A 12,449-nucleotide genomic window follows, 5' to 3' on the forward strand; every position below is an offset into this window, starting at 1 on the left:
CAGGAGGATGAGTGAAGCTTCGCGTGGGCGCCGCGCTCTTCGGGCTTGGCGTCTTATTGCTGGTCTTCGCGGCCGGGCTGCCGTTTTATGTGGCCCCTGCCGTGACCAAGCTCCCCTACGATCTTGAGCCAACGACGTCCGTCGCCGAGGCGAAGAACGCCAAGTTCCTGAAGATCACCCGGGTCGGAGATTCGGCGACCATCGAGGTCCAGCAGGGCGACCTCACGTCCAATGTCGAGGTCATTCCCCAGCCGGACGACACCAGGGACCGGCTGCCCGAGGACCTCAAGGGCGACGCGGTGATCTGGGACGTCTACCAGACGGTCCGGCGTACCGACAGCCCTGAGGTGGTGGTCAGCCAGTACAGCACCGAACTCGCTCTCGACCGGATCTCCGGTGCGGCCGCCTCCTGGAAGGAGCAGTGGCTCAACGAGACCGGGGCGGACGGGACTCCGGTCGGCAACGTCAAGTACTCCGGTCAGATCTACAAGTTCCCGTTCGGGACGGACAAGCGCGACTACCAGATTTTCGACCGTGATCTGAAGCGGGCCACTCCGGCGAAGTTCGTCGGCACCGAAAAGATCAAGGGCATCGAGGCGTACCGCTTCGAGCAGCGGATCGAGAACGAGGTGCTGGCCACGCCGGAGAGCAGCCTCCAGACGTTGGTCGGCAAGTTCGCGCCAGGTGCCACCAGCGGTCAGATCGTCTACAGCAACATCCGGACGGTCTGGGTCGACCCGGTCACCGGCTCGTACGTGAACGTGCGGGAGCAGCAGCACAAGGAGTTGCAGCCCAACACCGGCACTCCCACGGTGCTGCTCGACGCGGACTTCAACTACAACGACGACACGGTCAGCCGCAGTGTCGAGACGGTCAAGGACAACCGTTTCAAGATCGGCCTGATCAGTTTCTGGGGCCCGATCGTCGCTGGTGTCCTCGGTCTGATCGCTGTCGTCTTCGGTGTGTGGCTGGTGACCCGACCCGAGGGTGGGACGGCCCGGCACCGCGCCGAGCCGGCGGTCGACGACCCGACGCCCACCCGGGTGGACCAGGAGCCGGTCCGCGACACGGACACCGTCGAGCAGCCCAGGCCGCAGCCGGTCGGCGGGCCACTGACCGACGAGATCCCGCCGGCTTCGACCAACTGGAAGTCGGAGGACCCGACTGTGCCGACCCAGCGTCCGGCTCCGGGCGAGGTGGAGCAGCGCTGACGCGCGTAGGACCGGACGTACGACCGAGGGGTGGACCGCAAGCGGTCCACCCCTCGGCCATGTGGCAAGCCGCACGACCTGCGTGCTTTACATTTGTTATTCGATTGTAATTAGTCAATGTAGAGTCACCTTGCGCTGATCCCACCACCGCTTCATGCCCGCCTTGTCACCAAACAGGAGGGTTGCGAAGGTGGATGTGTTCACTTTCTGTGATGCCACACCTCCGCCTGGTCGCCCGCCTGTTACCGCCCTGTAATCAGGGGGTTGTGACCTGCGCCGCAACGGGTGCACCATCAAGCCCGATGGTTACCAGCCGGTAACAGACCGCGGGCTCCCAGTGTGGCCGCCCGCTCGGGACCGGCCACTCGCGCGCATCGACCCGAGGAGGAACCCGTGCAGGATCGGTTAGACAGTCAGGGTCGTACCCGATGGTGGCGGTTCGCCGCCATGATGGTGCCCGCCACGGCGGCTGCCGGCGCCATCCTCTTCGGAATGTCGACCGGCGCGATCGCGTCCGACATCACGGTCTCCGGGCAGACGTTCAAGATCGGCGCCGACCGCCTGGAGGGCGACGGCTTCAAGCAGTACGGCGGCATCGTCCGCGAGAAGGGCAAGGACGGGAAGGCCGGTCAGGCCCACCCGATCGCGCTCTCCGAGATCAGCAGCGCCGAGTTGTACAGCCTCTGCCAGTCCGTCCGCGCCGACCTGCCGGGCCTGCCGGTGGTGCTCACCATCAACGCCGGCGAGGGCAAGGAACCCGCCCGCGCCAAGGACCTGCTGATCGCGATGGACTCGTTGAACGGCAATGCGACCTTCACCAACATCAGGATCGGTCGGGACGCCACCGACCTGAACCCGACGGCGCAGGCCGGCTCGTTCGGCCAGAACTCCGACCACGTCACCATCACCAACCTGCGACAGGTGTCCCGCTACACCACGGCGGCCACGTTCAACCTGGTCGGCCTCCGACTCAAGGTCAACGTGGGTGACGACGCCAAGGGCAAGGAGTGCTTCTGAGCTGAGCCCGGGCCCGCGGTGGTCAGCGCCGCGGGCCGGGCCCATGCCCCCATCCCCGCTCGGTTCCGTCTCTGCTCGGCCAGGAGGAGTACGTGACAACCGCGAACCCGTCCCACGCCCGGCCCGGTGGTCCGGTTCAGGCGTGGCGGCTCTTTCGCCGCTGGCAGCGCAGCCGGCCGTTCTGGGGCGGACTGCTCATCGCCCTGGCCGGGCTGGAGATGTTCGCCTCCACCCGGATGACCCTCAACGGTCTCAGCTTCCACAGTGGTGCGACCGGCCTGCTCTCGCTGCTGATCCCGATCATCCTGGTGACCTGTGGCCTGCTGCTCTGGTTCACCCCGGCGCAGCGGCTGTTCTACTCGGTCGTTGCGGCGGTCACTGCGGTGTACTCGCTGATCGGGCTCAATCTGGGCGGCTTCTTCGTCGGTCTGCTGCTCGGCATCGTCGGCAGCGCGCTCGCCTTCGCCTGGACCCCGATCCGCCCCGCACCGCCCACCCCGCAACAGGCCGAGATCGAGCAGAACGGCGATGACCCGGGCGGTGTCGGTCAGGGCGGTGTCGTGCGGGTCGATCATCCGGGGGGCGGGGCGTCAGACGAGGGTGCGCCGCCCGAGTGGCCGGGACATTCCGCTGATCCGCGAGCCTTTGCCATCACTTTCGTGGTCCTCGGCCTGGCGGCCGTCGGTCTGGCCAGCCAGCCCCGAGCGGTGCAGGCCGCGCCGAGCCGACCGGCCTCGACCGGCTGCCCCACTCCGCCCCGGGCGGTCACCCCGTCGCCCAGCCGTAGCGCGGCCATGCCGACGCCCACCCCGAGCCCGGGACAGGGTGGCAACGTGATCACCGACATCCTGGACGGGATAGGCGATCTGCTCGGCATTGGAGGCCAAGAGGACCCTGCCCCCTCGGTGCGTACCACTGCCACACCGACAGCCCGGCCGACCAGCACGGCAACCCCCCGCCCCGGCCCCGCCGACTGCCCGTCGCAGCCCCCTGGCAAGCCGACCCCGGGCAAGCCCGGCAAGCCGGCACCCGACCGGCCGGAAACGGTGCAGCCGGGCAAGCTTCTGCCGCGGATCGCCGCCGATCCGGCCCTGCCGACGGTGGCCCAGACGCCGTCGAAGCTCACCGGGTCGTCGGTGCGGATGACCGGGCTGCGGTTCGAGGGAGTCACGGACCTGCACACCGTGAAGGGCGACCTCAAGGTGCTGAAGTTCAGCATGCGGGAGGCGGTGACCACCGACTTCCTGCTGCGGGCCGACGGCCCCGCAGGGCGCAACCAGCGGTACGCGACCAACCAGTTGACCGTGCGGGGAGATGTGGCCTTCTACGCGACCCGCTTCGTCGGCCGACTGCTCGGCATCAAGATCACGCTGACTCCGGATCTGCCGCTACCGGACGGCCTTCCGATCACCTCGCCCATCCCGATCACGTTCACCGACCCCGCCATCGACCTGGCGTACGTCACCAGCGACACGCTGACCGCCCGCCCGGCGTTGGCACTCACCCTCGGCTGAGCGCACAACCGCAGAGCGGCCTCGGGTGCAGCGCCGGTCGCGCGAGCAGCGTCGGGGTGGAGCGCCCGGTCGCGCGAGCAGCCTCGGCTCGGGGCGTGGCCGCGCGCGGGCGACGGACTCGTCGTACCGTCGGCGCGCGCAGCCACCGCCCGGTCAGAGCCGGGCCAGCGCCCGGCGCAGCGGGTCGAGACCCAGCGCACCCAGGTCCAACGCCTGCCGGTGGAACTCCCGCAGGTCGAAATCAGCGCCCTTGCGGGCCTTGGCGTCCTCGCGGGCCTGGAGCCAGATCCGCTCACCCACCTTGTACGACGGTGCCTGCCCCGGCCAACCCAGGTAGCGGTTCAGCTCGAAGCGCAGGTTCTCGTCCGGAACCCGGCAGTGCGCCCGCATGAACTCCCAGCCCAGCTCGGGCGTCCACCGCTCGCCCGGGTGGAAGTTGAACGGATTGTCCTTCGGAATCTCCAACTCCAGGTGCATGCCGATGTCCACGATCACCCGTGCCGCGCGCATCGCCTGGCCGTCGAGCATGCCCAGCTTGTCGCCCGGATCCTCCAGGTAGCCCAGCTCGTCCATCAGCCGCTCCGAGTAGAGCGCCCAACCCTCACCGTGCCCGGAGACCCAGCAGAGCAGCCGCTGCCAACGGTTGAGCAGGTCGGCCCGGACGGCGGTCTGCCCCACCTGGAGATGGTGACCCGGCACGCCCTCGTGGTAGACCGTGGTCACCTCTCGCCAGGTGGAGAAGTCGCTGATGCCCTGCGGGACCGCCCACCACATCCGACCCGGGCGGGAGAAGTCCTCACTCGGGCCGGTGTAGTAGATGGCGCCGTCACTGGTCGGTGCGAGGCAGCACTCGATGCGGCGGACCTGCTCCGGGATGTCGAAGTGGGTGCCGTTCAGCTCGGTGATCGCCTTGTCGGCCAGCGCCTGCATCCAGTCCCGGAATGCCTCCTTGCCCTGGATGGTCCGGGCGGGGTCGGCGTCCAGGGTGGCCACGGCCTCGTCGACGCTGGCACCGGAGCCGGCGATGCGCCCCGCCACGACCCGCATCTCCGCCTCCAGGCGGGCCAGCTCCGCGAACCCCCAGGCGTACGTCTCGTCCAGGTCGACCTTGGCGCCGAGGAAGTACTGCGAGGCGAGCTCGTAGCGCTCCCGACCGGCGGCCTGCTTGTCCCGCCCGTGCGGGGCCAGTTCGGTACGCAGGAACTGGCCGAACTCCGCGGTCGCCGCGGTCGCCGCCGCCGCACCCCGACGCAGCTCCGAGCCGAGCGTGCCCTCCGCCCCGAGCCGTTCGACCAGCCCGTGGAAGAAGTTGTCACCGGTCGGGTCGACCCAGATGTCGCACTGCTTGGCCACTTCGACCAACTGCACCTTCGAGCTGACCTCACCGGCGGCGAGCGCCTCGCGCAGCGTGGTCTTGTAGCCCTCGAGTGCGGCACCGAAGCCGTTGAGGCGGGCGGCGATGTTGGCCTGGTCGTCGCTGGTCGCGGTGGGCATCAGGTCGAACACCATGCGGATCTCGTGCAGCCCGCTGGTGATCACGCTGACCTCGCTGGTCACCTCGCCGGCGTCGTACCGGGCGAGGTCCAGGCCGAGCCGTTCCTGCATGGCCTCCTTGGCGGTCCGTTCCGATTCGGTCTCCGGCTCGGTCACCTCCAGCTCGGCGAGGGTCCGGCGGGTGAGGTCCGCGCGCGCCCCGTAGCCGTCGGGCGAGAGGTCGTCGAGCTGGTCGTCATGGCCGGCGATGCCGACGAAGGTCGCGCCGGTGGGGCTCAACGGCGCCCACTCGGCCACGTAGCGGTTGGCGAGTTCATCAATTCGTCCCACGCTGCGACACTACGTGACCACCCCACCCCTGTGTCGCCGACGTTTGTCGTGTTGGAGCTGCGGGTTCAGGCACGGCGTGACGGCCGAAAGCCGCGCGACTTTGTCGTACGGTTGCGGCAGAGTGTCAGGGGTGAGCACCGATACCACTCCTGACAAAGCGCCGGTCCGTGCCTGGCTGCCCGGCTTTGTCGCCCTCGCCGCGATCTGGGGTTCCAGCTTTCTCTTCATCAAGGTCGGGGTGGCTGAGCTGCACCCGGTCCAACTCACCCTCTACCGGGTCGTCGCCGGCGCGTTGACCCTGCTGGTGGTCCTCGCCGTGCTGCGCGACCGGCTGCCCCGCGAGCCTCGGGTGTGGGCGCACCTGACCGTCGTCGCCGCCTTCGGCGTGGCAGTGCCGTTCACCCTCTTCGGCTACGGCGAGCAGCGGGTCGAGTCGATGCTGGCCGGCATCTGGAACGCCACCACGCCGTTGATCGTGCTGCCGCTGGCGGTGCTGGTCTTCCGCACCGAGCGGCTCACAGTGCGCCGTGCGGTCGGGCTCGGGCTGGGTTTCGTCGGGGTGCTGGTGGTGCTCGGGGTCTGGGAGGGCATCGGCGGCGCACACTTCACCGGGCAGCTCATGTGCTTCGGTGCGGCGGCCTGCTACGGCGTGGCCATCCCGTACCAGAAGCGGTTCGTCGCCGGCAGCGCGCACTCGGGTCTGTCGCTCTCCACCGCGCAACTGCTGCTCGCCGCCGCGCAGCTGGCCATCGTCACCCCCTTCGTCGCCGGCCTGCCGCCGCTACCCACCGAGCTGTCGGCGGGGGTGGTGGCAAGTGTGTTGACCCTCGGCGCGCTCGGCACCGGGCTCGCGTTCGTGATCAACATGCGCAACATCCGGGTGGCCGGCGCGAGCACCGCGTCCACCGTCACATACCTGATTCCGATCTTCGCGGTGCTGATCGGTGCTCTGGCGCTCGACGAACGACTCAACTGGCACCAACCGGTCGGCGCGCTGATCGTGCTGCTCGGGGTCGCGGTCTCGCAGGGGATGTTCAGTCGCCGCCGGAGCAGCCCGGTCGTCGGCGTCGGTGCTCCCGCCACACCCGCCGCCGAACCCGCCCGCCGCTGACAGACCACCGTTCGATCCGGTGCGTGATCGACTCGGTTTTCTTCAAATCGGGGGTGTCCGGCGGACCGGGACAGCCCGATTTCAAGGAACGCGAGCCGATCAGCGCCCGGGGGCTGGTCAGCTGCGGTTGTGCGTCCAGGTCACCAGTTGCTCTGCCGACCAGGTGTTGATCACGCGGTCGGCGGGGACGCCGCAGAGGGCGGCGCGTTCACAGCCGAATCGTTGCCAGTCGAGTTGGCCGGGCGCGTGCGCGTCGGTGTTGATGGCGAACCGGCAGCCAGCCTCCAGGGCGCGGCGGATCAGGCGCTTCGGCGGGTCCTGCCGCTCCGGCCGAGAGTTGATCTCGACGGCGGTGTCGTGCTCGGCGCAGGCGGCGAAGACGGCGTCCGCGTCGAAGTCGCTCTCCGCCCGGGTGCGCGCGCGGTGCCCCCGATCGCCCGGGCCGGTCACCCCGGCCGGTCGGGACGACACCATCCGGCCGGTGACGTGACCGAGGATGTCCAGGTGCGGGTTGGCGACCGCCTTCAGCATGCGCCGGGTCATCTTCGACCGCTCGTCCTTCAGGCCGCTGTGCACCGACCCGACCACCACGTCGAGCCGTGCCAGCAGGTCGTCGTCCTGGTCCAGGGAGCCGTCGGCGAGGATGTCCACCTCGATCCCGGTGAGGATCCGGAAACCCTCGGGCAGCGCCGCGTTGACCTGCGCCACGTGGTCGAGCTGCCGGCGTAGCCGCTCCGCGGTCAGCCCCCGGGCCACCGTCAGGCGGGGCGAGTGGTCGGTCAGCACCAGGTACTCGTGGCCCAACTCCACCGCGGCCAGCGCCATCTCCTCAATGGGTGAGCCGCCGTCGGACCAGTCCGAGTGGGTGTGACAGTCGCCGCGCAGGGCGGCGCGGAGCGCCGTGGACTCGGCGTCCAGGTCGCTGCCCTCGGTCGCCACCAGCCGGCGGAGGTAGACCGGTTCCTCGCCGGCGAGGGACTCCGCCACGCAGCGGGCCGTGACGTCACCGACACCGGCCAGTTCGGTGAGCGTGCCGTTGCCGGCCCGTTCGGTCAGCTCGGCCGCAGGCAGGCCGGCCAGCGCCTTCGCCGCCGACCGGAAGGCGCGTACCCGGTAGGTGGCCTCGTTCGCCCGTTCCAGCAGGAACGCGATCCGGCGCAGGTCGGCGATGGGATCTCTCGCGCGGGCCATGTCAGGGTGCCTTCGGGCAGCCGTGCTTGCGTTGCCACGCGGTGACCTCAGCGGCCGGCTCCCGGTTGCCGCCGCGCCGCCAGGAGTCCAGGTAACGCGCCGGCCAGATCACCCCGCGCCGGATCCACCAGTCGTCCTTGCCCGCGCACGCCGGCGAGATGCCGAAGTGCACGTGACACACGTTGTTCGCGTTGCCGGTGCGGCCCACCTTGCCGAGTTGCTGCCCGGCGCGGACCCGCACCCCGGCGTCGACTCCGTTGGTCACGACGCTCAGGTGCGAGCCGTAGTAGCGCACCCCGTCGTCGCCGAGCAGGGCGACCGACAGGCCGCCGTTGTCCGGGCCCTGTGGCCCACGCTTGCGGTACCGGTCCACGCGGCTCACCTCCAGCACCGTCCCGTCGGTCACCGCCACGAACGGTTCGCCGCAGTCGGCGAAGAGATCCGTCCCCGGGTACGCCCCGTGCGTCGGGTGGTAGTCGACGTTGTCGGCGCGTACCGGAAAGACGTGCTTCAGCCCGGTGCGGGGTGCCGTCGCCGACGGCCGGGCCGACGACGGCGCCGGGGGGCTCGGGTCGGTCGCCACCGGCGTGGGCGGCTGCGACGCCGGCTGGTCGGCGGTCGCCCAGACCGAAGGTGGCGTCGGCGCGGCGCCGTCGGGCACCCCCGGCCGAGTGGTCGCACAGCCGGCGGCCAGCACCGGGGCGAGCAGCAGCAGGATCGGGTACGCCGGACGAGCGCGGCGCCTGATCGTCGGCGAGGACATCCGGTCATCCTGGCAGAGCCGGTACCGTGGGCACGAGCGGCACGCGTGAGGGAGGGCAGCGACGGTGACCATTGCCCGACCCGACCCTGGCCCGGATTTCGGTGCCGTCCGCCCGGTGCCGCGTACCCCGTCGGGTCTCTTCCCCTCCGGGCCACCGACGCGGCCCACCTACCGCGAGCCGCACCCGGTCACCGGCGGTGGTGTCGCCTCCGGTGGCGGCGCCGCGGCTGGTTGGCTGCTGCTGTTCGGCCTGCTCGGCACCGACGTGGCCAGCTACGCGTGGTGGACGGTGTTCGCCGGCCTGCTGGCCTGGGTCACCGCCCTGGTGCTGGTTCGCTACGGCGACCGAGGGGTGGCCACCGGGGTCGCCATCGTCACGGCGGGTGGTTGGAGCATCGCGGCCGCCGTGGTGGCGGTCCGCTGGGCCACCAGTGGTGACTGGCCGCTGTGGTGACCGGCACGGACAGGCCCCGAAACGGGGCTCGGTGACTGCACCGTGTGCCCGGTTGGCTGCGTAGCGAACGCCGTCTTGACGTGGCCGCCGAGACTGGGCACGCTCGGGACCATGGCCTGGACCACTCCCCGGCAGGATCCCGATCGCAATCGCCGTCGACTGCAGTTGCTGGCCGAGTTGGCGGGCGCCCGGGCGGTCCGCCAGCGCAGCCGACCGCAGCGGCAGCGCACCGAGCGTCTGCGCCAGCTCATCGCCACCCGCCGTCGAGTCGTCGGCTGATCCGACTTTGTCAGGAATGACCCGCCCTTCGGGGCGTTGACGGGTCACCTGCCGACCCGACCGGCTAACGTGCACGCGTAACGAGTCGACGCTGTGTCGAGGGCTATTGGGGGGACCGTGTCGTACTTCGCTGCGGCCGTGGTGCGCGACGACAGTGGCTGGACCGCCGCCGAGGTCAGCCTGCGTGGCGCCACCGACATCGACGAGGTTGCCGACCGGCTGCGTGACGTCGACCAGGAGGCCGACGTGTCGCTGCTCTTCGTCGAGGGCGACGACGCGTACCTGGTGATCCTGCGCCTCGACGAGGGCGAGGACCTGCGGGTGTTCGGTTCGGACTCCGCGTACGCCGAGGAGTCGCAGCTCGGGGCGCTGCTGGTCGGTGACCTGAAGACCTCGGTCACCGGGCTCGACGGTGACGACGAGCCACGTCCGGTGAGCACCGGTGACGAGGAGAGCGAGCAGCCCGTCGTCGACCCGGAGGCCGACCCGGTCGGTGACGCCGACCTGCTGGCCAACCTGGGCATCTCCGCGCAGAAGCTGCTGACCCTCTGCACCCACGAGGGGATGATGCCGGCGGACGTCACCTCCGAGATCTGCCAGGTGCTCGGCTGCGCCGACGAGGTCGAGGAGCTGCGTGAGGTCTGAGCCGGCCGACGCCACCGATCCGTCGCTGGAGTCGATCCGACCGGGCCAGCCGACCCCCGGCGTGGTGGGCCGCGCCGGGCCCGGCGCCCACGAGGGTTTGGCCGACCCGGGCGAGGTCGGCCGACGACAGCGGCACGAGCTGTGGATGCGCCGCGCCCTGGAGATCGCCGTCGCCGGTCCACCCGTCGACGACACGGTCAGCACCGACGTCGACGACGTGCCGGTGGGGGCGGTGCTCTACGGGCCGGACGGCACCGAGCTGGCCACCGGACGCAACGAACGCGAGCTGACCGGCGACCCCACCGCCCACGCCGAGGTGCTGGCCCTGCGCCGGGCCGCCGAGCGCACCGGCCGGTGGCGGCTGGACGGCTGCACCCTGGTGGTCACCCTCGAACCGTGCACCATGTGCGCCGGGGCACTGGTGCTGGCCCGGGTCTCCACAGTCGTGTTCGGCGCGTGGGAACCCAAGACCGGCGCGGCCGGATCGCTCTGGGACGTGCTGCGGGACCGTCGGCTCAACCACCGCCCCGAGGTCTATGGCGGGGTGCTGGAGGCCGAGACCGCCACCGTCCTGCGCGCGTTCTTCCGCTGACGCCGGGTCGCCGGTCAGGCCGGCGGCAGGGTGACCGTGACGATCAGACCGCCGTCCGGCCGGGGCTGCGCCTCGGCGGTGCCGCCGTGAGCCCGGGCCACAGCGCGGACGATGGACAGCCCCAGCCCGAATCCCCGCGCCCCGACGACCCGCTCCCGCGACAGCCGGCGGAAGGGCTGGAACATCGTCTCGACGTCGTAGCCGGGGATGACCGGGCCGGTGTTGGTCACCGTGAGGGTGGGCCGGCCGTCGACCAGCCCGGTGCGCACCTCCACCCAACCGTCGACGGGCAGGTTGTGACGCAGCGCGTTCTCCACCAGGTTGAACGTGAGCCGCTCCAACAGCACCGCGTCGCCGCTGGTGGGCGCCGGGGCCAGGGCCCGCCGAACCCGCACGTCGGGTGCCTGCTTCCCGGCCTGGTCGGTAGTGTGCGCGCAGACCTCGGCCAGGTCGACCGGCGTACGCTCGGTCAGCTCGTTCTCCGAGTCGGCCAGGGTCAGCAGACCGTCGATCAGCCGCTCGTGGCGTTCGTTGACCGCCAACAGCGACTCGCCCAGCCGCCGGGTCTCCGCCGACGCATCCGGGCGGGTGACCGCCAGCTCCACCAGGGCGCGGTTGAGCGCCAGCGGCGTACGCAGCTCGTGCGAGGCGTTCGCCACGAACCGACGCTGCCCGTCGAAGGAGCGGTCCAGCCGTTCCAGCATCTCGTCGAACGTGTCGGCGAGTTCGCGTACCTCGTCGGGCGGGCCGGTCAGCGCGATCCGTTCGTGCAGGCCACGGCCGGCGGTGTCCGCGCCGGCGATCCGGCGGGCCGTGCCGGTGATCTGGAGCAGGGGCTGCAACGCCCGACCGGCGAGCAGCCAGCCGAACGCGATCGCCACCGTCGACACCACGATCAACGCGATACCGCCCTGGGTGAGCAGCGACTCCAACGCGTTGCGCTTCGCCTCGTCCTGCACCTCCTGCAACAGGGCGCGCAGGTTGTCGACGTTCTGCCCGCTGGGCGTCGTGGGGGTGGTCTTCGGCAGGTCCCGCAGTTTCACCCCGAACGGCTGCGGCATCCGCTGATCCACCAGCACGTACGTGACAGCGAGCAGGACCACGCCGGCCAACAGGAAGAGCCCGCCGTAGATGAGGGTGAGCCGGGCGCGGATCGTCAGCCGTTTCATCGGATCTGGTACCCCGCCCCGGGGACCGTCTCGATCACCGGCGGGTCGCCGAGTTTGCGGCGCAGCTTCATGACGGTCACCCGGACCACGTTGGTGAACGGGTCGATGTGCTCGTCCCAGGCGCGTTCCAGCAGGTCCTCGGCGGAGACCACCGCGCCGTCGGCGCGCAGCAGCTCGGCCAGCACCGCGAACTCCTTGCGGGACAGCGCCACGTGCCGGTCGTCGCGGCGTACCTCGTGTCGAGCCGGGTCGAGCTGGATGCCGGCCCGACGCAGCGTCGGCGGCGCCGCCGGGCGGGACCGGCGGGTCAGCGCGTGCACCCGGGCCGACAGCTCGACCAGGGCGAACGGCTTGGTCAGATAGTCGTCGGCGCCGAGCGCCAACCCCGCCACCCGTTCCCGGACCGCCGCCGACGCGGTCAACATCAGCACCCGGGTCTCCCCGCCCGCGTCCACGATCGCCCGACACACGTCGTCGCCGTGCACCACCGGCAGGTCCCGGTCCAGGACCACCACGGCGTACTCGTTGACGCCGAGCCGCTCCAACGCGGCGTCCCCGTCGTACGCCACGTCGACCGCGAACGACTCCCGACGCAGCCACTCGGCGATGGCGTCCGCCAGCACGTTCTCGTCCTCGACCACCAGCACTCTCACCCCTCCATGGTGCTCGGGGTGCGGTA

General features: G+C 70.8%; 12 protein-coding genes and 1 pseudogene. 8 read left to right on the plus strand and 5 right to left on the minus strand.

Going from position 1 to position 12,449, the window contains the following annotated elements:
• Window positions 1-11 precede the first annotated feature (11 nt).
• The 3 genes from ACIA47_RS11485 to ACIA47_RS11495 all read left to right on the plus strand — a co-directional run bounded on the left by ACIA47_RS11485 (window position 12) and on the right by ACIA47_RS11495 (window position 3,742).
• Window positions 12-1,211, plus strand: coding sequence for a DUF3068 domain-containing protein (locus ACIA47_RS11485; RefSeq protein WP_396707390.1), 1,200 nt, complete (start codon window positions 12-14; stop codon window positions 1,209-1,211).
• A gap of 393 nt (window positions 1,212-1,604) precedes the next feature.
• Window positions 1,605-2,228 (plus strand): DUF6230 family protein, encoded by a 624-nt coding sequence (locus ACIA47_RS11490; RefSeq protein WP_396707392.1) that lies wholly within the window; start codon window positions 1,605-1,607, stop codon window positions 2,226-2,228.
• 92 nt (window positions 2,229-2,320) lie between these two features.
• Window positions 2,321-3,742 carry a DUF6114 domain-containing protein gene (locus tag ACIA47_RS11495; protein WP_396707394.1) on the plus strand — a complete coding sequence of 474 codons (1,422 nt, stop codon included), beginning with the start codon at window positions 2,321-2,323 and terminating at the stop codon, window positions 3,740-3,742.
• A gap of 153 nt (window positions 3,743-3,895) precedes the next feature.
• Here the strand turns inward: ACIA47_RS11495 and ACIA47_RS11500 are convergent, their stop codons facing one another.
• The gene (locus ACIA47_RS11500; protein WP_396707396.1) at window positions 3,896-5,566 is read right to left on the minus strand and encodes a DUF885 domain-containing protein; all 1,671 of its coding nucleotides are present in this window, start codon (window positions 5,564-5,566) and stop codon (window positions 3,896-3,898) included.
• Between the two features lie 130 nt (window positions 5,567-5,696).
• On the opposite strand from ACIA47_RS11500, the pseudogene ACIA47_RS11505 reads away from it, so the two are divergent.
• A pseudogene (locus ACIA47_RS11505) lies at window positions 5,697-6,912 on the plus strand (DMT family transporter); the annotation flags it as partial.
• Here ACIA47_RS11505 and ACIA47_RS11510 read toward each other — a convergent pair.
• Window positions 6,795-7,868 (minus strand): PHP domain-containing protein, encoded by a 1,074-nt coding sequence (locus tag ACIA47_RS11510; RefSeq protein ID WP_396707398.1) that lies wholly within the window; start codon window positions 7,866-7,868, stop codon window positions 6,795-6,797. The pseudogene ACIA47_RS11505 and the gene ACIA47_RS11510 sit on opposite strands and share 118 nt — an antisense overlap.
• A gap of 1 nt (window position 7,869) precedes the next feature.
• Complete coding sequence (locus ACIA47_RS11515; RefSeq protein WP_396707400.1) at window positions 7,870-8,631, minus strand: M23 family metallopeptidase; 762 nt, start codon at window positions 8,629-8,631, stop codon at window positions 7,870-7,872.
• A 64-nt stretch (window positions 8,632-8,695) separates the two neighbouring features.
• Here ACIA47_RS11515 and ACIA47_RS11520 point away from each other — a divergent pair, with 64 nt between their 5' ends.
• The 4 genes from ACIA47_RS11520 to ACIA47_RS11535 all read left to right on the plus strand — a co-directional run bounded on the left by ACIA47_RS11520 (window position 8,696) and on the right by ACIA47_RS11535 (window position 10,601).
• On the plus strand, window positions 8,696-9,085 hold the full coding sequence (locus ACIA47_RS11520) for a hypothetical protein (RefSeq protein ID WP_203122415.1): 390 nt from the start codon (window positions 8,696-8,698) through the stop codon (window positions 9,083-9,085).
• 111 nt (window positions 9,086-9,196) lie between these two features.
• Window positions 9,197-9,364: a hypothetical protein gene (locus ACIA47_RS11525; RefSeq protein WP_167362451.1), complete on the plus strand. Its 168-nt coding sequence runs from the start codon at window positions 9,197-9,199 to the stop codon at window positions 9,362-9,364.
• Window positions 9,365-9,481: 117 nt separating this feature from the next.
• Window positions 9,482-10,009, plus strand: coding sequence for a tRNA adenosine deaminase-associated protein (locus ACIA47_RS11530; RefSeq protein WP_203122417.1), 528 nt, complete (start codon window positions 9,482-9,484; stop codon window positions 10,007-10,009).
• A 145-nt stretch (window positions 10,010-10,154) separates the two neighbouring features.
• Window positions 10,155-10,601, plus strand: a complete 447-nt coding sequence (locus tag ACIA47_RS11535) for a nucleoside deaminase (protein ID WP_396708210.1) — start codon at window positions 10,155-10,157, stop codon at window positions 10,599-10,601.
• Between the two features lie 14 nt (window positions 10,602-10,615).
• Here ACIA47_RS11535 and ACIA47_RS11540 read toward each other — a convergent pair whose 3' ends face one another.
• Window positions 10,616-11,770 carry a HAMP domain-containing sensor histidine kinase gene (locus ACIA47_RS11540; protein ID WP_203122418.1) on the minus strand — a complete coding sequence of 385 codons (1,155 nt, stop codon included), beginning with the start codon at window positions 11,768-11,770 and terminating at the stop codon, window positions 10,616-10,618.
• The gene (locus ACIA47_RS11545; protein WP_181518658.1) at window positions 11,767-12,423 is read right to left on the minus strand and encodes a response regulator transcription factor; all 657 of its coding nucleotides are present in this window, start codon (window positions 12,421-12,423) and stop codon (window positions 11,767-11,769) included. The genes ACIA47_RS11540 and ACIA47_RS11545 overlap by 4 nt, the downstream gene beginning before the upstream one ends.
• Window positions 12,424-12,449: the final 26 nt, after the last annotated feature.

This window comes from Micromonospora sp. NPDC051227 (assembly GCF_044455385.1).
Taxonomy (GTDB): Bacteria; Actinomycetota; Actinomycetes; order Mycobacteriales; family Micromonosporaceae; genus Micromonospora.